At 71.8% G+C, this 20,256-nt stretch carries 14 protein-coding genes; 7 read left to right on the forward strand and 7 right to left on the reverse strand.

Annotation, left to right across the window (positions count from 1 at the left end; all coding sequences use genetic code 11):
• Nucleotides 1-77 precede the first annotated feature (77 nt).
• Both ACFY9S_RS24840 and ACFY9S_RS24845 read right to left on the reverse strand, forming a co-directional pair.
• A complete protein-coding gene (locus ACFY9S_RS24840; RefSeq protein ID WP_391132051.1) occupies nt 78-3,224 on the reverse strand; it encodes a SpoIIE family protein phosphatase in 3,147 nt (1,048 codons plus the stop codon).
• Between the two features lie 179 nt (nt 3,225-3,403).
• On the reverse strand, nt 3,404-3,826 hold the full coding sequence (locus tag ACFY9S_RS24845; protein WP_062925484.1) for a YjbQ family protein: 423 nt from the start codon (nt 3,824-3,826) through the stop codon (nt 3,404-3,406).
• Between the two features lie 222 nt (nt 3,827-4,048).
• Between ACFY9S_RS24845 and ACFY9S_RS24850 the strand changes: the two genes are divergently transcribed.
• Nucleotides 4,049-5,125, forward strand: coding sequence for an NAD(P)-binding domain-containing protein (locus ACFY9S_RS24850; protein WP_391132053.1), 1,077 nt, complete (start codon nt 4,049-4,051; stop codon nt 5,123-5,125).
• Between the two features lie 164 nt (nt 5,126-5,289).
• Here ACFY9S_RS24850 and mltG read toward each other — a convergent pair whose 3' ends face one another.
• Both mltG and ACFY9S_RS24860 read right to left on the reverse strand, forming a co-directional pair.
• A complete protein-coding gene (gene mltG / locus ACFY9S_RS24855) occupies nt 5,290-6,135 on the reverse strand; it encodes an endolytic transglycosylase MltG (protein ID WP_391132055.1) in 846 nt (281 codons plus the stop codon).
• 43 nt (nt 6,136-6,178) lie between these two features.
• Complete coding sequence (locus ACFY9S_RS24860) at nt 6,179-7,981, reverse strand: ABC transporter transmembrane domain-containing protein (protein ID WP_391132057.1); 1,803 nt, start codon at nt 7,979-7,981, stop codon at nt 6,179-6,181.
• Between the two features lie 86 nt (nt 7,982-8,067).
• On the opposite strand from ACFY9S_RS24860, the gene ACFY9S_RS24865 reads away from it, so the two are divergent.
• Nucleotides 8,068-8,517, forward strand: coding sequence for a MarR family winged helix-turn-helix transcriptional regulator (locus ACFY9S_RS24865; protein WP_102908415.1), 450 nt, complete (start codon nt 8,068-8,070; stop codon nt 8,515-8,517).
• Nucleotides 8,518-8,766: 249 nt separating this feature from the next.
• On the opposite strand, the gene ACFY9S_RS24870 is transcribed toward ACFY9S_RS24865, so the two are convergent.
• Both ACFY9S_RS24870 and ACFY9S_RS24875 read right to left on the reverse strand, forming a co-directional pair.
• Nucleotides 8,767-10,209: a cation:dicarboxylate symporter family transporter gene (locus tag ACFY9S_RS24870; protein WP_391132059.1), complete on the reverse strand. Its 1,443-nt coding sequence runs from the start codon at nt 10,207-10,209 to the stop codon at nt 8,767-8,769.
• Nucleotides 10,210-10,383: 174 nt separating this feature from the next.
• Nucleotides 10,384-11,988: a peptide-N4-asparagine amidase gene (locus ACFY9S_RS24875; RefSeq protein WP_391132061.1), complete on the reverse strand. Its 1,605-nt coding sequence runs from the start codon at nt 11,986-11,988 to the stop codon at nt 10,384-10,386.
• A 206-nt stretch (nt 11,989-12,194) separates the two neighbouring features.
• On the opposite strand from ACFY9S_RS24875, the gene ACFY9S_RS24880 reads away from it, so the two are divergent.
• The 4 genes from ACFY9S_RS24880 to ACFY9S_RS24895 all read left to right on the forward strand — a co-directional run bounded on the left by ACFY9S_RS24880 (nt 12,195) and on the right by ACFY9S_RS24895 (nt 16,751).
• Nucleotides 12,195-14,000, forward strand: a complete 1,806-nt coding sequence (locus ACFY9S_RS24880) for an ABC transporter transmembrane domain-containing protein (RefSeq protein WP_391132063.1) — start codon at nt 12,195-12,197, stop codon at nt 13,998-14,000.
• Nucleotides 13,997-15,778 (forward strand): ABC transporter transmembrane domain-containing protein, encoded by a 1,782-nt coding sequence (locus ACFY9S_RS24885; protein WP_391132065.1) that lies wholly within the window; start codon nt 13,997-13,999, stop codon nt 15,776-15,778. The genes ACFY9S_RS24880 and ACFY9S_RS24885 overlap by 4 nt, the downstream gene beginning before the upstream one ends.
• A 221-nt stretch (nt 15,779-15,999) precedes the next feature.
• Nucleotides 16,000-16,470 (forward strand): DUF5709 domain-containing protein, encoded by a 471-nt coding sequence (locus ACFY9S_RS24890; protein ID WP_391132067.1) that lies wholly within the window; start codon nt 16,000-16,002, stop codon nt 16,468-16,470.
• A gap of 35 nt (nt 16,471-16,505) precedes the next feature.
• Nucleotides 16,506-16,751, forward strand: a complete 246-nt coding sequence (locus ACFY9S_RS24895) for a type B 50S ribosomal protein L31 (protein WP_107457370.1) — start codon at nt 16,506-16,508, stop codon at nt 16,749-16,751.
• A gap of 24 nt (nt 16,752-16,775) precedes the next feature.
• Here the strand turns inward: ACFY9S_RS24895 and ACFY9S_RS24900 are convergent, their stop codons facing one another.
• Complete coding sequence (locus tag ACFY9S_RS24900) at nt 16,776-17,570, reverse strand: metal-dependent hydrolase (RefSeq protein WP_391132069.1); 795 nt, start codon at nt 17,568-17,570, stop codon at nt 16,776-16,778.
• Nucleotides 17,571-17,715: 145 nt separating this feature from the next.
• On the opposite strand from ACFY9S_RS24900, the gene ACFY9S_RS24905 reads away from it, so the two are divergent.
• A complete protein-coding gene (locus ACFY9S_RS24905; RefSeq protein ID WP_391132071.1) occupies nt 17,716-20,229 on the forward strand; it encodes a DUF3516 domain-containing protein in 2,514 nt (837 codons plus the stop codon).
• Nucleotides 20,230-20,256: the final 27 nt, after the last annotated feature.

The raw sequence follows: 20,256 nt of genomic DNA on the forward strand, positions 1-20,256 counted from the left end.
ACCTCCGGCGCGGTCGGCACGGGACCGGCCTGCAGCCGAACCCGGCCGGTGGCCGCGTCACACCGCGGGAGGCGGTGCTACGCCGCGTCGAGATCGCATTCTGCCCAGATCACCTTGCCCTCGGGCAGGTAGCGGGTGCCCCAGCTCTGCGAGAGCTGTGCGACGAGGAACAGACCGCGTCCGCCCTCGTCCGTACTGGCAGCCCGGCGCAGATGCGGTGCGGTGTTGCTCGCGTCGGAGACCTCGCAGATCAGGGTCTTGCCGTAGAGCAGCCGCACCCGGATCGGCGCGGCTCCGTGGCGGATGGCGTTGGTGATCAGCTCGCTGAGGATCAGCTCCGCGGCGAACCCCGTCTCGTCGAGTCCCCGGTCGGACAGCCACCGCGTGGCGGACGCCCTGACCTCACCGACGCGGGCCGGGTCGGCGGAGAACTCCCAGGTGGCGATCCGGCCGGGGTCCAGGGCATGGACGCGGGCGACGAGCAGGGCGATGTCGTCGTGAGGGTGCGCGGGAGCCACGGTGTCCAGGACCGCCTGGCAGGTCTCCTCGGGGGCGCGCTCGGGATGGGCCAGGGCCTCGCGCAACTGCTCCAGGACCGCGTCGACGTCGCGGTTCCGGTCCTCGATGAGCCCGTCGGTGTACAGGACCAGCTGACTGCCCTCGGGAAGGTCGACCTCGACGGCGTCGAAGGGCAGGCCACCGAGGCCGAGCGGGGGTCCGGCGGGCAGGTCGGGGTAGATCACGGTGCCGTCGGGGTGGACGAGCGCGGGCGGCGGGTGACCGGCCCGGGCCATCAGGCACCGCTGCGTGGTCGGGTCGTAGACGGCGTAGAGGCAGGTCGCGCCGATGACGCCGGCGCCCTTGCCGTCGGGGTCCTCCCGGTCCAGGCGGCCCACCAGGTTGTCCAGGTGGGTGAGGACCTCGTCGGGCGGGAAGTCCAGCTCGGCGAAACTGCGGGCGGCGGTGCGCAGCCTGCCCATGGTGGCCGCGGAGAGCATGCCGTGGCCGACGACGTCGCCGACGAGGAGGCCTACGCGGGCACCGGACAACGGGATGACGTCGTACCAGTCGCCGCCCACGTCGGACTCGGCGGGCAGGTAGCGGTGGGCGACCTCGACGGCGTCCTGGTCGGGCAGGCCGTGCGGGAGGAGCCGGCGCTGGAGGGCCAGGACCATGGTGCGCTCGTGGGTGTAGCGCCGGGCGTTGTCGATGGACAGGGCGGCGCGGGAGGCGAGCTCCTGGGCCAGGGAGCGGTCGTCGTCCCCGAAGGGGCTGCCCCCGCGGTAGAAGGAGGCGACGCCCAGGACGACACCGCGGGCGAGCAGCGGTACCGCGATGAGGGAGTGGACGTGTGCCAGCAGACCCGCGGTGTGCTCGGGGTCCTGGGCGAGCCAGCCCGCGGCGGCTGCGAGGTCCGGTTCCAGCACGGCCTCGCCGCCGCTGAGGCAGCGCAGCTGGGGCGTGGTCGGGCCGAAGTCGACGCGCTTGCCCGGGGGTGTGAAGGGCATGCCCTCGTGGATGCCGTGGACGACCGTGCGGCGCAGGTCGGCGATGGGATCTGCGGACTCCTCGCCGCGCAGTACGGCGTCGGGCAGGTCGATGGTGACGAAGTCGGCCAGTCCGGGGACCGCGGTCTCGGCCAGCTCCTCGGCCGTGCGGCGCACGTCCAGGGTGGTGCCGATGCGCGTGCTGGCCTCGGACAGCAGCTCCAGGCGGCGGCGCGCGGCCAGGGCGTAGGCCCCGACCTGCGGCTCTCCCAGCATCACCAGTCCCCGGGCCGGGAACGCCGCTTCGGAATGCTCTCCGGCGGCACTCGGTCCGTCCCCGCCCTCGGGAACCTCGCCGGACTCGGCGCCACCGCGCCCTCCGCCGTCCGGAACGGCCGCCGCGGTTTGGCCGAGACTGCGGTCGCTGCCGGCGTTGACGGACTCGCCCGTACTTCGGTCGCGGTCGCGGTCGCCGTCGCCGGCTGCGGCTGCGGCTGCGGCTGCGGCTGGCGCGGGGGTGCTCCGGTCGGTTACGGCGGGCGCGGGCGTTCTCCGGTCGGCCACGTCGAGCCCGGAGGGGCTCCGGTCGGCCACGGCCGGCGCGGGGGCGCTCCGGTCGCCCGCGGTTGCGGCCGTCCCGCCGGGCCTCGCCGTTCCGCCGTCTCCGTCGGTCGTGACGAGCTGGCCGGAGGGCGCGGCGAGGTGCGAGGACGGCAGGGTGAGCGCCTGGCGGACCGCGGAGAGCGGGACGACGGGGGCGGTGAGACCGGCGGGCTCGTCCGTCTGGTGCGGTATGACGAGCGGCTCGCCCGCCGGGGAGCCGGGCAGCACGGCCTCGATGGCGATGCCCTGCACACCGGAGCCACTCGTCACCGGTCGACTCACGAGCGTCACGCGCTGCCCGTCGGGCAGGGTCACCTCGGCGGCTCCCCGCTGCGAACCGGAGATCAACTCGGCCGCCTTCTCCCGGAGAATCGCCTGGTCGCGGGGGTGGAACTCGTTCGCCAGCGCGTCCAGCGCCACACCGCGGTGAAGACCGGCGGTCCCGGCCCCGGCGGCCAGGTAGGTCCGCAGCAGGGCGCGCTCGCGCGCGGAGCTCTGCCCCAGCAGCCGCCGTTCGATGCCCTCGGCCGCCCTGCGGATCGCGACGCCCAGTGAGGGCCTCTCGAAGCCGCGTGGATAGCCGAGGCACAGGACTCCCTCGATGCGCCCGCTGAGCGGATCACGGACGGGCAGCGCGACGCAGGCGCTCTGCTGGGAGCGCTCCGCGAAGTGCTCGGCGCCGTAGACGCGGATGAGCTGCCGCTCCGCCAGGGCCAGTCCGATGCCGTTGGTGCCGGCGACCTGCTCGGCGAACACGAACCCCGGGACGACCTGGATGGCCGGGAGGCTCCTGGCCATCGACGGATTCCCGAAGCGGCGCAGCAGTACCGTCCCGTTCGCGTCGGCGACGGAGATGTTGACCTGGCTGCCGGCGAACGTGGCCTGCAGCCGGTCGAGGACGGGCGTGGCTGCCCGGACGATACGGCCGCCCGGGTCGAAGTCCTCCCGGTAGGGCAGGTCGAGCGTGTCCGGTGACAGGCCCAGGGACCGGCAGCGCTGCCACGAGTTCAGGATCGACGTCCGCACGCCCGTCTCGACCGGCTCGCCCTGGAGGAACAGCTCGCGGAGGCTGGCGGGCCCCGTGCCGTCCGTCGCACGCCCCGCCGGCCTGGGTTCCTCGCCGGACCGAACCACGCTTCGCCTCACTTGCGCCCGCGACAATCCGCTGCTCGGAAAAGAGAATCTGGCATTGATGAGGATACGGGCATTACGGGCGGCCGTCACGGCACACCAGGGCCATGCAGGACCCACGGCCGTCAAAAGGGGGCCACGGCCGTGGCCCGACAGCCGTCGGACCGGGACCATGACCGCGCTCACCCCAGGAAACTCAGGCGCACCTTACGTTCCGGATTGTCCTTGTTTGTGTCCACCAGGCACACCGATTGCCAGGTGCCCAGCTCCAGCCGACCGCCCAGCACCGGCAGGGTCGCGTGCGGCGGGACGAGGGCGGGCAGGACGTGGTCACGGCCGTGACCGGGACTGCCGTGCCGGTGCTGCCAGCGGTCGTCGGCGGGCAGCAGGGTGTGCAGCGCGGCCAGGAGGTCGTCGTCGCTGCCGGCGCCGGTCTCCAGCACGGCGATGCCGGCCGTCGCGTGCGGGACGAAGACGTTGAGCAGGCCGTCGCGGCCGGCCGCCGCCTCGCGCAGGAAGGACTCGCAGTCGCCGGTGATGTCGAGGACCCTCTCCGCGGCGCCGGTGCTGAGGTTCAGAACTCGGGTGGTGAAGACATCTGACATGCCCCCATCCTGACGCACGCGCGAGCAGGACGAGGTTGGTGGTGGAGCACCGGAAGCCCTCGCCCGGCCCGGAGGTGTCGCGTGCCGGCGCGAGGGACATCACCATCCGCATCGGCGGCGGGGGCCGCCTCGAGGCCCCCAAGGGAGGAGTCCACTCGTTCGGTGCCGCGCGCGAGCCGCCCTGTCGGGAAGATCCAGGGACCCGCCCCGGTTGGTAGAAGCGTGAACAACACACGCGAGGTCGAGGTGGTCGTCATCGGCGCGGGGCAGGCCGGGCTGGCCGCCGCGTATCACCTGCGGCGATCCGGTTTCGAACCGGACCGCGGCTTCGTCGTGCTGGACCACTCCCCCGCACCCGGCGGCGCCTGGCAGTTCCGGTGGCCGTCGCTGACGTACGGCAAGGTGCACGGGATGCACGCCCTGCCTGGCATGGAGCTCACGGACGCGGACCCTGCGCGGCCGTCCGCCCAGGTGATCGGCGCGTACTTCGACCGCTACGAGCGGACCTTCGACCTGCGGGTCAGGCGCCCGGTGGACGTACGGGCCGTGCGCGAGGGGCCCGGTGGGCGGCTGCTCGTGGAGACCTCGGACGGCGTCTGGTCGACGCGGGCGCTGATCAACGCGACCGGCACGTGGGACCGGCCGTTCTGGCCCCGCTATCCGGGCCAGGAGACCTTCCGGGGGCGGCAGTTGCACACCGCGCAGTATCCAGGGCCCGAGGAGTTCGCCGGGCAGCGGGTCGTGGTGGTGGGCGGCGGCGCCTCGGGCACCCAGCACCTGCTGGAGATCGCCTCGTACGCGGCGGCCACCACCTGGGTGACACGGCGCCCGCCGGTCTTCCGCGAGGGTCCCTTCGACGAGGGCGCGGGCCGCGCCGCGGTCGCGCTGGTGGAGGAACGGGTACGGCAGGGTCTGCCGCCCCGCAGTGTCGTGTCGGTCACCGGCCTGCCGCTCAACGACGCGATCCGGCAGGGCATCGAGGACGGAGTGCTCGACCGGCAGCCGATGTTCGACCGCATCACGCCCACGGGGGTCGACTGGACCGACGGCCGCCACATCGACGCCGATGTCATTCTCTGGGCCACCGGCTTCCGCGCCGCCATCGACCACCTCGCCCCGCTCCGGCTGCGCTCCCCCGGCGGCGGCATCCGCATGGAAGGCACGCACGCGGCCGTGGACCCCCGCGTCCATCTCGTCGGCTACGGCCCGTCGGCCAGCACCATCGGAGCCAACCGGGCCGGCCGCGCGGCCGTACGGGACATCAGGCGGCTGCTGGAGCGGGAGCCGGCGGTGGCGTGACTGAGGGCGGGCCCCGACGGGCCCCCACCCGGACGCGGCGTGACGGTGTGACGCAGGGCGGGTGCAGCGGGCTCCCGACCGGATGCGGCGGGTGACGCGGGACGGGGGTCACCGGGCCCCCGACCGGATGCGGCGGGTGACGCGGGACGGGGGTCACCGGGTCCTCATCCGGCCGCCTGCGCCCCGCTCTTCTTCCTCTGCGCGTTGAACTCCGCGACGTTGCGCTGGTGTTGCTGGTAGTCCGCCGTGAAGCGGGTGTCGCCCGGGCGGACCGTGACGAAGTACAGCCAGTCGCCCGGAGTCGGGTTGACGGCCGCGCGCATCGCCTCCTCGCCGGGGTTGTCGATGGGCGTGGGCGGCAGGCCCATGCGCTGGTACGAGTTGTAGGGACTGTCGATCCGGGTGTCGTTCTCCGTCGTGCGGAGGGTGGAGCGGCCCAGGGCGTAGTTGATGGTCGAGTCCATCTGCAGCGGCATGCCGCGTTCGAGGCGGTTGAAGATGACCCGGGCCACCTTGCCCATGTCGGCCTTGGTGGCCGCCTCCGCCTGGACGATGCTGGCGATGGTGACGGCCTGGTACACGTTCATGGCGTTGCGCTGCGCCCCGGCGGCGATGGGAGCGCCGTTGAACCTGTCGTTGGCCGTGTCGACCATCAGCGCGAGGAGCTTGTCCGGCGTGGTCTTCTCCTGGAGCGGATAGGTGGCCGGGAAGAGATAGCCCTCCGGGTTGCCCTCGGCGTCGTTCGGCAGTTTCAGCGCGGCCTTGTCCAGGGACTTCTTCGTGCTGCCGGCGGGCAGGGCGAGGGCCTTGTCGACGGCCGCGTAGACCTGGCTCGCGCGCCAGCCCTCGGGGACGGCCAGGGTGGTGGGCCGGCTCTCCTCCTCGGTCCCCAGGGTCAGCAGCGGCACCGCCACGGCGGTCCCGACCACGACGGCTCCGGTCGCGACGAGGGCGATGCGGCCCCGGCGCGTCAGTCGAATCGTGCTCCGTGGCGGAGTGTTCTTCTGCATGCGGGCACGGTAACCCGTATATCGTCATAAACCCGGCATATTTTCATCTTGTCGGTTCCAGTTGGGCGTCCCGGCGTACGAGCGCCGCGTACCGGCCCCCCTCCTCCAGAAGCTTCTCGTGCGTGCCGCGTTCGACCGCTCGGCCCGAGTCGAGGACCACGATCTGGTCGGCGCCGCGCACGGTGGACAGCCGGTGGGCGATGGTGAGGGTGGTGCGGTCGGCCGACAGGGCGTCGATGGCGTCCTGGACGGCGGCTTCGGTCCGGGTGTCCAGCGCGCTGGTGGCCTCGTCGAGGATGAGGACCGGCGGGTCGCGCAGGATGGTGCGGGCGATGGCCAGGCGCTGCTTCTCGCCGCCGGAGAAGCGGTGGCCGCGCTCGCCGACGACGGTGTCGTAGCCGTCGGGCAGGGCCGCGATGTGGTCGTGGATCTGCGCCGCCTTCGCCGCCTGGTGCAGTTCCTCTTCGGTGGCGTCGGGCTTGGCGAAGCGCAGGTTGTCGGCGACCGAGGCGTGGAAGAGGTACGTCTCCTGCGAGACGACGCCGACCGCGCGGGCCAGAGTGTCGAAGTCGAGGTCGCGGACGTCGACCCCGTCGAGGGTGACGCTGCCGCCGGTCACGTCGTAGAGCCGGGGCACCAGATAGCCGAGGGTCGACTTGCCGGCGCCGGTGGGGCCGACGATCGCGAGGCTGCCGCCGGCCGGGACGGTGAGGTCGATGCCGTCGAGGACCGGACCGTCCTTGCCGCCGTAGCCGAAGGAGACGTTGTCGAAGCGGACCTCGCCCTTGATCCGGTCGAGGCGGACCGGATCGGGGCGCTCCGTGATGTCGACCGGCAGGTCGAGGTACTCGAAGATGCGCTGGAAGAGGGCGAGCGAGCTCTGGATCTGCACACCGGTCGACAGCAGGCTCACGGCCGGGCGGAACAGGCCCTGCTGGAGCGAGACGAAGGCGACGATCGTGCCGATGGAGACCTCGGGGCCGCCGAACTGGAGGGCCATGCCCGCGGTCCAGTAGATGACGGCGGGCAGGGCGGCCATGACGATGGTGATGACGGCCATGCGCCAGCGCCCGGCCATGTTCGACCGCACCTCCAGGCCGACGAGCTCCTCGGACTCGCCGGAGAAGGACTTGGTCAGCGAGTCGGAGCGGCCCATCGTGCGGCCGAGCAGGATGCCGCTGACGGAGAGCGACTCGGTGACGGTGGCGGCCATGGCGGCCATCTGCTTCTGGCGCTGGGTGGTGATCTTCCGGCGTTCGTCGCCGACCCGGCGGCTGATCCACACGAACACCGGCAGCAACACCAGCGAGACGACCGTCAGGCGCCAGTCGAGGGCGATCATCGCGACGATCGTGGCGACCACGCTGGTGACGTTGGAGACCAGGGAGGTCGCGGTGGAGGTCACGGTCGCCTGCATACCGCCGATGTCGTTGGCGATGCGGGACTGCACCTCGCCCGTGCGCGTGCGGGTGAAGAAGGCGAGGGACATGCGCTGGAGCCGGCCGTAGACGGCGGTGCGCAGGTCGTGCATGACGCGCTGACCGACCGTCGTGGAGATCAGCGTCTGGAGAACCCCGAAGACGCTGGTGAGGACGGCACTGAGGATCATGCCGAGGGCGAGCAGGCCGAGCAGGCCCGTGCGCCCCTGGGGGATCGCGACGTCGAGGATCTCCTTCAGCAGGAAGGGCGTCGCGACCGAGACCAGCGACGCGGCGGCGACCAGCAGCCCGACGATCGCGAGACGGCCCCGGTAGGGGCGGAAGAGGCCGAGGATGCGGCGGACCTGCCGGGGCTGCTCCTTGGAGTCGTCCGGCGGGGTCCAGGAGGCTTCACGGTCGGGATGCATGGGCTCCTACGAGGGATGCGGCGGATCGGATCACAGCTCATTGTTACCTATGCTCACAATGAACTGCATCCTGATATTGTTCCCGCATGACCACGCCCGACTCCGACGGCCTTCTCGCCGAGCAGTTGCTGCGGCTCACCCGCCGGGTGCACCGCATCCAGAAGCGCCATCTGGAGCAGCGTGAGCTGGGCATCACCCCCGCCCAGTCCCGGCTGCTGCGCACGCTGGCGCACTGGGGCTCGCCGCCGCGCATGGCCGACCTCGCCGAGCGCCTGGAGGTGGTGCCGCGGGCCGTGACGACGCTGGTCGACGGCCTGGAGGCGAGTGGCAAGGTGCGCCGCGTCCCGGACCCGGCGAACCGGCGGGTGATCCGCATCGAGCTCACGGACGACGGCCGGGGCGCACTGCGCGAGCTGCGGGCGGCGCGCAGGTCGGCGGCGGAGGAGATCCTCGCGCCGCTGACGGGGGATCAGCGGGAAGCACTCGGGGGGCTGCTGAACACGCTGATCGACGGGGCGCCGGTGCAACCCTGCTGACCGCCGCAAGCCGGTCGACGGGACGCCGATACAGGCCTGCCGACCGCCACAAGCCGATCGACGGGACGCCGATACAGGCCTGCCGACCGCCACAAGCCGATCGACGGGACGCCGATACAGGCCTGCCGACCGCCACAAGCCGGTCGACGGGACGCCGATACAGGCCTGCCGACCGGCCGGAACACGAAAGCGGGTTGCGGCCGCCCGCCCGTCTTGCCGAGCGGTGGCCGCGGCCCGCTGCCGCTTTCCTCAACCGGCGTCGGGGGCGGGCTCCTTGGACGCCTTGAGGTCCTTGGGCTTCTGGGCCGGGATGCCCGGAGCCAGGGCCTCGCTGCCGGCCTCGACGGCTACGCGCTCGTCGCCGTCGCGGTCCTCGGCACTGCCATCCTCCGGCGGGAAGGTGTCCTCCCCGTCGAGCGTTCTCCTGGCCCGGTCGATGTCCAGGGCACCCTCCCAGCGGGACACCGCGAAGACGGCGACGCAGTTGCCGAGCAGGTTGGTGACGACGCGCATCGAGTCCATGATGCGGTCCACGCCGAGCAGCAGCGCGACGGCCCCGGCGGGGATCGCCCCCAGGGAGGAGGCGGTCGCGGACAGGGCGAGGAACGCCGAACCGGGGATGCCCGCCATGCCCTTGCTGGTCAGCATCAGCACCAGGACGACGGTGACCTGCTGGCCGAGGCTCAGGTCCACACCGACGGCCTGGGCGATGAACAGCGTGCCGATGGACAGGTAGAGCGAGGCGCCGTCGAGGTTGAAGGAGTAGCCGGTGGGGAGCACCAGCCCCACGGCGTCGTCGCGGGCCCCGGCCCGGCGCAGCTTCTGCATCACACGCGGCATGACCGACTCCGTGGACGCGGTACCGAGCGCGAGCAGCATCTCCTCGCGGATGTAGCGCAGGAACTTCCACAGACTGAGGCCGGTCACGGCCTTCAGGGCGACGGCCAGCAGCGCGATGAACAGCGCCGCCGCCGCGTAGCAGAGCACGATGAGCTCCGCGTACGTCCTCATCACGCCCAGGCCGTAGTTGCCGACCAGGTGGGCCATCGCGCCGAACACCGCGATCGGGGCCAGCCGCATGATGAAGCCGACGACCGCGAAGATGATCTCCTGGGCCTGCTCGATCGCGGGCAGGATCTTCGGGACCTTGGTATGCCCGAGATGCAGCAGGGCGGCGCCCACCAGGCAGGCCAGGATGAGGACCTGAAGAAGCTCGTTCTCGGCGAAGGAGCCGATGAAACTCTGCGGAAGCGCGTTCAGGACGAACTCGGTCGTCGTGGGCAGATGCCCACCGCCCGTCGTCTCGTCCACCGCCGCGGTGTCCAGCGAGGCGGGGTCGACGTTCATGCCCCTGCCCGGGCCGACGACATTGGCGGCGAGGAGCCCTATGACGAGGGCGGCCGTGGAGGCGATCTCGAACCAGACGAGGGCCTTGACCCCGATCCGGCCGAAGGCCTTCAGGTCACCCGCCTTGGCAATGCCGACGACGACCACGCAGAACACCAGCGGCGAGATCACCGTCTTGATGAGCCGGGTGAAACCGTCGCCGAGCGGCTGGAGAGCCGTGGCCGTTTCCGGCCACAGCTTTCCGACGACGATTCCGAGGACGAGCGCGCAGAGAACCTGCGCGAAGAGTGAGGTGCGTAGAGTGCGTGCGACGCGTCGCGGGACGGACGGGACGGACGGCGGCACGAAGCCTCCTAGGGGGACGGGACGCACAGAAGCCGGAGGGGACTTCTGTGATGCGGAATGCGAATTCCGATTCCGACACACTGGAGGCTGACGTGATCGCGCACAAGACCGCAACGTTTCGGCCAGGTAAAACTGTCATAAGTGATGCACGTCACATGCGCCGCATCCCTCCCCTCAGCACCGGCTGCGGTCTCCCGTGAGCACTCCCTGCACGGTGGTCAGCGTCCGGTCGTAGCAGCCGCCGGAGCCGTACAGCCGGTGGCGGGCGCTCGTGGTGCCGACCGCGTGGCGCTGGTCGCGCGGCACGTTCGCGGTGTAGGTCGCGTCACCCGTATACGAGTTGTCGAGCCGTGACCACGCGGTGCGGCGCCCGTCGTGCGTGCCGACGACGGTGGCGCGATCGCCGAGGGTCAGCACAGTGCGCAGCCGGTCTCCCGCGCCGAGGGTGGTCGTGCCGTCCATCGCGTAGACCCGACGGGTCAGCGTGGTCCGGCCGTCGACGGTCACCGACTCGTCGTCGCTCCAGGTCGCTTCGAGAGCGTCGGACGTCTCGCCATCGTTCCAGCGGTGCGTGGAATCGTGGGCGAGCGAGCGGCCGACCGTGGTCCGGACGCGGCCGTGCGACGTGTCGACGTAACCACCGACGGTCAGCCGGTGTGCGCCCTCCGTGCCGACCCGGTGCTCCGAACCGGGCTTGTAGAGCGATGAGTTGGTCAGGTCACCGGCCCGGTGCACGGTGAGCTTCCCGGTGACCCGCTCGCGCCGCTCGTCCTGCCAGACGAGGATGTTGACGGGCGTGCTCCAGCCGGCCCGCCCCTCGGGCACACCGGCGACCGAGACCTCGACCCGGTGCGGGCGGCCGTCGTTGAGGATCCCGGCGAAGGGGGTGAGGTCGTAGGTGATCGGCTGGATGTCGAAGGCGCGCGGGCCCGGGATCACGTACCAGAGGAACGGGTTGGACCAGCCTCCGGTCCACACGGTCGGGAACGGTGCGGCGATGCCGGCGAGCCGTCCGTCCACGCTGATCTGCACCTCCCGGTAGGGTCCTTCACCGGCCTTGCAGGAGTACGGAGCCCGCTCGGGCACGGTCAGGTACCAGTACTCCTCGCAGCCGCCGCCGGAGCCGGTCGCGTACACCTCGGCGACGATCCGCTCGCTGTTGCGAGGGGTGGTCAGGGACGAGTCGCCGTCGAGCGTGAGGACCCGGTCGGGGCTCTTCCCGTCGGGGCGGCCCTGATAGAAGGTCAGCGTGACCTTGACGTCGAGGACGCCCGTGTAGGTGTCGTCGACGACGTTCCCGATGAGCATCTCGACGTCCCGGTTCGTGCGGAAGGTGTCGCTGTAGCGCGTGACGTCCTTCTCCACGGACCACTCGATGCCGTCCGGCGACGGCTGCGGCGTCGACGTGCGGAAGATCTCGACCCCGCCGACGTGCAGGTAGCCGAGCCGGTCGTACTGGCGCCCCTTGACTTCGCCGTCCAGCCGCAGCACCACCTTGCTCCAGCGGTCGCCGCAGCCGCCGGGCGGAGCGTAGGTGCCGCGATACGGAGTGAAGTCCCGGAACCGCGCCTGAGCGACGGTGACTTCACAGGACCTGCCGGACGGCCTCGCCACGGGCGGGGCGGCCGTGACCGGGTCGTGCCAGTCGGTGCCGAACTCGGCGGGGACGCCGCCCGCCGGGGCCGGGACGTCCGCAGCGCCCGCGGGTGCGGTGCCGAGGAGGGTGCCCACCAGGAGAGTCGCTCCGGCAAGCATGGACATGACGATCCGTCTCTTCATGAGCGGTGTTCTACGGGGCCCCGGCCGCCTGTGCAATGCGCAACCCGCCCGCGGGACAGCCCTGTTCCCCGCCCTTTCGGCCGGTTCCGTTCGGTAAGCGGAAAACCTGTTGCCTCCGGCCACGCGGTGAGGCGAACCTGTCACGGTTTGCTGCCTTCGGCCGGACCCCACCCCCCCATCCCCCTGACACGAGCCACTGGGACGTCATGCAGATTCAAGACCTTCCGTACCCCGACCCGGGTGCGCCCGACGCGCGTTCGGGTCCCCGATTCCTGTGGTGGCTCTTCCGCAATCAGCTGGGCGGTCAGCTCAAGTCGCTGGCCTGGGGGCTGCTGCACTTCACCTCCGTCGCCGCGCTGCCGTTCTGCGTCGGCGTCGCCGTCCAGGCCGTCGTGGACCGCTCCGGAACCCGGCTCGCCCTGGCGGGCGGGCTGCTGGCGCTCGCCTGCGTCGGCAACGCGGTCGGCGACACCTTCCTGCACCGCACCGCGATCACCAACTGGATCACGGCCGCCGCCCGCGTCCAGCAACTGCTCGCCCGCAAGGCCGCCCATCTGGGCTCGGCGCTGACCCGACGCGTCGCGGCCGGCGAGGTGGTCGCGGTTTCCACGGGCGACGTGGAGAAGATCGGCTGGTTCGTCGAAGCCCTGTCCCGCTTCACCGCGGCCGTGGTCACCGTCGTCCTGGTCTGCGTCGGCCTGCTGGTCTACCAGCCGGCGCTCGGCGTGGTCGTCGCGGTGGGGCTCCCGGCACTGGCGCTCGCCGTGCTGCCGCTGCTCCCCCGCGCCACCCGGCGCGCCGACACCCAGCGCGAGAAGGCCGGACGCGCCACCGAACTCGCCTCGGACACCGTCGCCGGCCTGCGTGTGCTGCGCGGCATCGGCGGCGAGGAGCTGTTCCTCGACCGCTACCGCAGCGCCTCCCAGGAGGTCCGCCACGCGGCCGTGCGCAGCGCCCGCATGTGGTCCCTGATCTCCGCAATCCAGGTCCTGCTGCCGGGGCTGCTGCTCGTGGCCGTCGTCTGGTACGGCGTGCGGCTGGCGCGCGAGGGCCGGATCACCGTCGGCGAACTGGTCACCGTCTACAGCTCGGTCATGGTCCTCACCTATCCGCTGCGGCACTTCGAGGAGATCGCCATGGCGTACTCCTTCTCCCGGCCCTCCGCCAAGCGGGCCACGGGAGTGCTGTCGCTTCAGCGGCCCACCGACACCGCGGGATCGCGCGCGGCCGAGGTTCCGTCAGGCGACCTCTACGACCCGGACACCGGGCTGCTCGCGCCCACCGGGCGGCTGACGGCCGTGGTGTGCGGCGACCCGGACGCGGCGGGCCTGCTGGCGGAACGGCTGGGCGGACACCCGTCCCAGGAGGGCGCCTCGGTACTGCTGGGCGGTGTGCCGCTCGACGAACTCCCGCTGGACAGCGCCCGTACGGCCGTCCTCGTCCAGGACAAGGACCCTGTGCTGCTGTCCGGCACGCTGCGCGAGCTGCTCGACGTACCCGCGTCGGGCTCCGTCCGGCCGCATGAGGCACTGGCGGCCGCGCAGTGCGAGGACGTGCTGGCGGCGCTGGTGCAGGGCTCGCTGGACGCGACCGACCCGATGGACGCCCGGATCACCGAACGGGGCCGGTCCCTGTCCGGCGGCCAGCGCCAGCGGCTCGCCCTGGCCCGGTCGCTGATCACGGACCCGGAGGCGCTCGTCCTGGACGAGCCGACCTCGGCCGTCGACTCGCACACCGAGGCCCGGATCGCGCAAGGTGTGCGGGAGTTGCGCGACGGGCGCACGACCGTGGTGTTCACCTCCTCCCCGCTGCTGCTGGACCGCGCCGACCGCGTCGTGTTCCTGCACGACGGCGAGGCCGTGGCGGTCGGCGCCCACCGTGAGCTGGTGCGCACCGATCCCCGCTACCGGGCGGTGGTCACGCGCGAGACGGACGACGAGGCCGCGCTGAACGGTTCCGTCGCCCTGAGCGACGTCCTGCAGGAACTGGAAGAAATCGAGGAGAAGGCATGATCGGCGTAGCGCCACCGGCGTACGACCCGGCGGCCCCGACGACGGCGAACACCCTGCCGGTCGGCGCCTCCGAGACCGTCCGCGCCTACGTGGCCGAACTGCTGCGCCGGCACCGGCGGGCGTTCCTGCTGCTGGTCGCCGTCAACACGGCCGCCGTGCTCGCCTCGATGGCCGGTCCCTGGCTGCTGGGCGGACTGGTGGAGCGGGTGTCCGACGGGGCGCGGGACCTGCGGCTGGAACTCACGGCCGGGCTCTTCGTGGCCGCGCTGGCCGTCCAGGCCGTCTTCGTCCGTCAGGTGCGCCTGCGCGGCGCGATGCTGGGCGAGCGGATGCTGGCCGACCTGCGCGAGGACTTCCTCGTCCGGTCGGTCGGGCTGCCGCCCGGGGTGCTGGAGCGGGCCGGGACCGGCGACCTGCTGTCGCGCATCACGACCGACATCGACCGGCTGGGCAACGCGATGCGCGAGGCCGTTCCGCAGTTGTCGATCGGCGTGGTGTGGGTGGTCCTGCTGATGGGCGGGCTGGTGATCACGGCGCCGCCGCTGGCGCTCGCCGTACTCGTGGCCCTGCCGCTGCTGATCGTCGGCTGCCGCTGGTACTTCCGGCGGGCCGCCTCGGCCTACCGCTCGGAGTCGGCCGGGTACGCCGCCGTCGCCGCCGCGCTCGCCGAGACCGTGGACGCCGGGCGCACCGTCGAGGCCCACCGCCTCGGCGAGCGCCGTGTCGCCCTGTCGGAGCGCCGGATCCGCGAGTGGACGGCCTGGGAGCGGTACACGCTCTGGCTGCGGTCGGTGCTCTTCCCGGTCATCAACACCACCCACGTGACCGTGCTCGCCTCGGTCCTGATGATCGGCGGCGTGTTCGCCCTGCACGGGTGGATCGACGTCGGCCAGCTGACGACGGGCGCCCTGATCGCCCAGATGCTGGTCGACCCGGTGGGCATGATCCTGCGCTGGTACGACGAACTGCAGGTGGCCCAGGTGTCGCTGGCCCGTCTCGTCGGAGTCCGGGACATCGAGCCGGACGCCGGGGACCCCTCGGTGACCCCCGAGGGGCGGCACGTGCACGCCGACCGGGTGCACTTCGGCTACCTGGAGGGCGTGGACGTCCTGCGCAAGGTGTCCCTGGAGGTCCCCCCCGGCACCCGGCTGGCCCTGGTCGGCCCCTCGGGCGCGGGAAAGTCCACGCTGGGCCGGCTGCTCGCCGGGATCTACGCGCCCCGGGACGGCCGGATCACCCTGGGCAGCGCCGAGCTGTCCCGGATGCCCGCCGAGCGCGTCCGCTCCCATGTGGCCCTGGTCAACCAGGAGCACCACGTCTTCGTGGGCTCCCTCCGCGACAACCTCCGGCTCGCGCGGACCGGTGCAGAGGACGCCGAGCTGTGGGCGGCACTGGGCGCGGTCGACGCGGACGGCTGGGCCGGGACGCTGGAGGACGGCCTGGACACCGAGGTCGGCTCGGGCGGTCTGGCGCTCACCCCGGCCCAGGCCCAGCAGATCGCGCTGGCGCGCCTGGTGCTGGCGGACCCGCACACGCTGGTCCTGGACGAGGCGACATCGCTGCTCGACCCGCGCGCGGCCCGCAACCTGGAGCGGTCCCTGGCCCGGGTCCTCGACGGCCGCACCGTCGTCGCCATCGCCCACCGTCTGCACACCGCCCACGACGCGGACGTCATCGCCGTCGTCGAGAACGGCAGGATCAGCGAGCTCGGCAGCCACGAGGAGCTGGTCGCCGCGGACGGGGCGTATGCCGCGCTGTGGAGGTCGTGGCACGGGTGAGCCGCGGGCCCGGGCGTCGGGGCGGGCCCGGGGGCGCTCGCTCCGAGGGCCGCCGCGTCCTTGGCGTTGCGCGGTCCCGAGCCCGGGTGGAAGGCTGGAATCAGGCACCGGCTCGGGGGACGCCCGGGAAACCAGCGGTTCGGGCGGCGTCAGTGCTCCGTGCGGCGGCGGCCCGGCTCGGGCCCCGTAACACGGGCCCGTCCCACCCCCTGGAGGTACCCGTGAACAGCTCCCACGGTTGGGGAGACGACGTCTACCAGCCGGACCAAGACGATCAGAGGGAGGACACGGGGCTGCTCGACGCCGAGGACACCCTGGAGAACGACGGCGTCGACGATCCCCTGGACCGGGGCTGGTCCCCTCCCGAGCGGCCCTGGGCCGTCGAACACCTCGGCGTGACCGCGGCCGAGCGGCAGCGGGGCGAGACGCTGGACCAGCGGCTCTCCGAGGAACTGCCGGAGGCCGCCGCCCCGGACGGTGACGGCCTCGGGGACTGTGACGGCACCGACGGGGAACTCCTGGACAACGAGGTCGGCGCCGCGCGCTCCGGCCGGCTCGTGGCACCCGACGAGGGCGCCCACGAGGACGAGGAGGAGGCACTGGTCGCCATGGACGTGGGCATCGACGGCGCCGCGGCGTCGGCCGAGGAGGCCGCCGTGCACATCGTCGACGAGGACACCCTGTCCGGCTGATCGCAGCACCGTCCCGAGCCGTTCGAGGAGCACTCATGCAGCAGGACAAGCACCCCGACTACCAGCCCGTCGTCTTCCGCGACCGCGCCGCAGGGTACGCGTTCCTCACCCGGTCCACCGCGACCAGCGACCAGACCATCGAGTGGGACGACGGCGAGACCTACCCGGTCGTCGACGTGGAGATCTCCTCGGAGAGCCATCCCTTCTACACGGGCAAGGCCCGCACGGTGGACTCGGAGGGCCGGGTCGCCGCGTTCGAGCGGCGCTACGGCGGCGGCTGAGGAACCTCCCGGCACCGGCTGCGCTCAGATGACGTTGAGCGCGGCCGCGCACCCCACTCCGCCGAGCAGCATGAACACCGGCATCAGCACCTTGAGCTCCACCCAGCTGCCCGCCCGGAACCGCATGACCTTCGGCGGCCCGATCGGATACCAGCGCTTGCGCCCCACCGGTATGGGCCACAGGATCGGGCAGCCGGACACCGTGAGCGCGTCCCCGATGTCGTGCACGATCGCACCCAGCACCACCGGCAGCCCGAGCCACAGGTACTCCTGGCCCGGCGCCGTGAACAGCCAGTCCGCACCGTTTCCGGGCTTGTCCAGTACGCCCGCGAGGATCCACGCGGTGGTCGCGGCCAGCAGCCACACCAGGACCTCACTGCTGGAGCCGCGCGTCGCCCGCCACAGCAGGCCCTCGATGGCCAGGACCATGTGCACGAAGAGGATCGCCAGCACGCCCCAGCGGTCGCTGGTGATCGCCACCACCGAGGTGCCCGCCCCGATCAGCACCGCCCACAGCCAGGTGTGCGTGAGGGTGCGGTGACCGCCGGAGCGGCGCGGGTCGCCCTGCTTCTTGGTGGCCTTGTAGACGGCGTAGGACAGCTTGTCGACGATCTCGCACAGCCAGCGCGACACCGGTCCGAAGGACCGGGAGATGGTTGCCGCCTTGTGGTCGAGGTCCGGGGCCAGTGCGGCTCCGGCGCAGATCAGGGCGCCTACGAGGAGGACCGGCCAGGGCATCGTGTGCCCGGCCGCCGCGGCGGCCGCGCCGACGCCGAGCCAGGCGGCGGCTCCCGACAGTGAGTGTGCTGGTCCCATCATGGCCGCTCGCCGCCCCATTCATCGTGTGCCGCTGTCCAGTTGACCGGGCGTGCTGACGTCCCGCCGGCGCCCCAGCGTAGCGTTCGTGATCTTCGGCCCCGCAGCCGATTCCCGCATCGGGCATCGGGCCAGGCAAGATGGGGGCGTGACCCTCATCGATCAGCTGCCGCGGACCGCCGACCCCGACGCCCTGTACGAAGCCTTCGAGTCGTGGGCCGGCGAGCGGGGGCTCACGCTCTACTCCCACCAGGAGGAGGCGCTGATCGAGGTGGTCTCCGGGGCGAACGTGATCGTGTCGACGCCCACCGGTTCCGGCAAGAGCATGATCGCGGCCGGCGCGCACTTCGCGGCCCTGGCCCGGGACGAGGTCACCTTCTACACCGCCCCGATCAAGGCGCTGGTGTCGGAGAAGTTCTTCGAGCTGTGCAAGATCTTCGGCACGGAGAACGTCGGCATGCTCACCGGCGACGCCTCCGTGAACGCCGACGCCCCCGTGATCTGCTGCACCGCCGAGGTACTGGCGTCGATCGCGCTGCGCGACGGCAAGGACGCGGACGTCGGCCAGGTCGTGATGGACGAGTTCCACTTCTACGCGGAGGGCGACCGCGGCTGGGCCTGGCAGATCCCGATCCTGGAGCTGCCGCAGGCGCAGTTCGTGCTGATGTCGGCGACGCTCGGCGACGTCTCCTTCTTCGAGAGGGACCTCGCCCGCCGCACGAACCGCCCGACCGCGGTGGTCCGCTCGGCGACCCGACCGGTGCCGCTCTCCTACGAGTACCGCTACACCCCGCTCACCGAGACGCTCACCGACCTGCTGGCGGCCCGGCAGGCGCCCGTCTACATCGTTCACTTCACGCAGGCGCAGGCCGTGGAGCGGGCGCAGGCGCTGATGAGCATCAACATGTGCTCGAAGGCGGAGAAGGAGCAGATCGCCGAGCTGATCGGCAACTTCCGCTTCACCACCAAGTTCGGCCGCAACCTCTCCCGTTACGTCCGGCACGGCATCGGTGTCCACCACGCCGGCATGCTCCCCAAGTACCGGCGTCTGGTCGAGAAGCTCGCGCAGGCCGGTCTGCTGAAGGTCATCTGCGGCACCGACACACTCGGCGTGGGCGTCAACGTCCCCATCCGCACCGTGCTGTTCACGGCCCTCACCAAGTACGACGGCACCCGTGTACGCACTCTGCGCGCCCGGGAGTTCCACCAGATCGCGGGCCGGGCCGGACGGGCCGGGTACGACACGGAGGGCTTCGTCGTCGCGCAGGCGCCCGAGCACGTCGTCGAGAACGAGAAGGCCCTCGCCAAGGCGGGTGACGACCCGAAGAAGCGCCGCAAGGTCGTCCGTAAGAAGGCCCCGGAGGGCTTCGTCGCCTGGTCGGAGCAGACCTTCGACAAGCTCATCGACTCCGAGCCGGAGCCGCTGACGTCCCGGTTCCGGGTGACGCACACCATGCTGCTGTCGGTGATCGCCCGCCCCGGCAACGCCTTCCAGGCGATGCGCCGGCTGCTGGAGGACAATCACGAGCCCCGCAAACAGCAGTTGCGGCACATCCGCCGGGCCATCGCGATCTACCGTTCGCTGCTGGACGGCGGCATCATCGAGAAACTCGACGAGCCGGACGCCACCGGCCGCGTCGTCCGCCTCACCGTCGACCTCCAGCAGGACTTCGCGCTCAACCAGCCGCTGTCCACGTTCGCGCTCGCCGCTTTCGAACTGCTCGACCCCGAGTCGCCGTCGTACGCGCTCGACATGGTGTCCGTCGTGGAGTCCACGCTGGACGACCCCCGGCAGATCCTCGCCGCCCAGCAGAACAAGGCGCGCGGCGAGGCCGTCGCCGCGATGAAGGCCGACGGCGTGGAGTACGAGGAGCGCATGGAGCGCCTCCAGGACATCACGTACCCGAAGCCCCTGGAGGAGCTGCTCTTCCACGCGTACGACACGTACCGCAAGAGCCACCCCTGGGTCGGCGACCATCCGCTGTCGCCGAAGTCGGTCATCCGCGACATGTACGAACGCGCGATGTCCTTCACCGAGTTGGTGTCCCACTACGAACTGGCGCGCACCGAGGGCATCGTGCTGCGCTATCTCGCCAGCGCCTACAAGGCCCTGGACCACACCGTCCCGGACGACCTCAAGTCCGAGGACCTCCAGGATCTGATCGCCTGGCTGGGCGAGATGGTGCGCCAGGTCGACTCCAGCCTGCTGGACGAGTGGGAGCAGCTGGCCAATCCGGCGGAGATGACCGCCGAGGAGGCCCAGGAGAAGGCGGACGAGGTCAAACCGGTCACCGCCAACTCCCGTGCCTTCCGCGTCCTGGTCCGCAACGCCATGTTCCGCCGCGTGGAACTGGCCGCCCTCGACCACGTCGGCGAACTGGGCGACATGGACGGGGAGTCCGGCTGGGACGCCGACGCGTGGGGCGAGGCGATGGACAAGTACTGGGACGAGTACGACGATCTCGGCACCGGCCCCGACGCCCGCGGCCCCAAGCTGCTGCTCATCGAGGAGGAGCCGGAGAACGCCCTGTGGCGGGTCCGGCAGATCTTCCACGACCCGAACGGCGACCACGACTGGGGCATCAGCGCGGAGGTCGACCTCACGGCCTCGGACGCGGAGGGCCGCGCGATCGTCCGCGTCACCGACGTCGGCCAGCTGTGACGGGCTGGGCAGCAGCGAGCACAGGAG

Origin of the sequence: Streptomyces sp. NPDC012474 (genome assembly GCF_042955185.1) — a bacterium.
GTDB lineage: Bacteria > Actinomycetota > Actinomycetes > Streptomycetales > Streptomycetaceae > Streptomyces > Streptomyces cahuitamycinicus.

Coding starts and splice junctions, on each gene's coding strand:
- ACFY9S_RS24845 (WP_062925484.1), bottom strand. CDS start 3,826: ATGTCAGATGTCTTCACCACCCGAGTTCTGAACCTCAGCACCGGCGCC.
- mltG (WP_391132055.1), bottom strand. CDS start 6,135: ATGCAGAAGAACACTCCGCCACGGAGCACGATTCGACTGACGCGCCGG.
- ACFY9S_RS24860 (WP_391132057.1), bottom strand. CDS start 7,981: ATGCATCCCGACCGTGAAGCCTCCTGGACCCCGCCGGACGACTCCAAG.
- ACFY9S_RS24865 (WP_102908415.1), top strand. CDS start 8,068: ATGACCACGCCCGACTCCGACGGCCTTCTCGCCGAGCAGTTGCTGCGG.
- ACFY9S_RS24875 (WP_391132061.1), bottom strand. CDS start 11,988: ATGAAGAGACGGATCGTCATGTCCATGCTTGCCGGAGCGACTCTCCTG.
- ACFY9S_RS24880 (WP_391132063.1), top strand. CDS start 12,195: ATGCAGATTCAAGACCTTCCGTACCCCGACCCGGGTGCGCCCGACGCG.
- ACFY9S_RS24885 (WP_391132065.1), top strand. CDS start 13,997: ATGATCGGCGTAGCGCCACCGGCGTACGACCCGGCGGCCCCGACGACG.
- ACFY9S_RS24895 (WP_107457370.1), top strand. CDS start 16,506: ATGCAGCAGGACAAGCACCCCGACTACCAGCCCGTCGTCTTCCGCGAC.
- ACFY9S_RS24900 (WP_391132069.1), bottom strand. CDS start 17,570: ATGATGGGACCAGCACACTCACTGTCGGGAGCCGCCGCCTGGCTCGGC.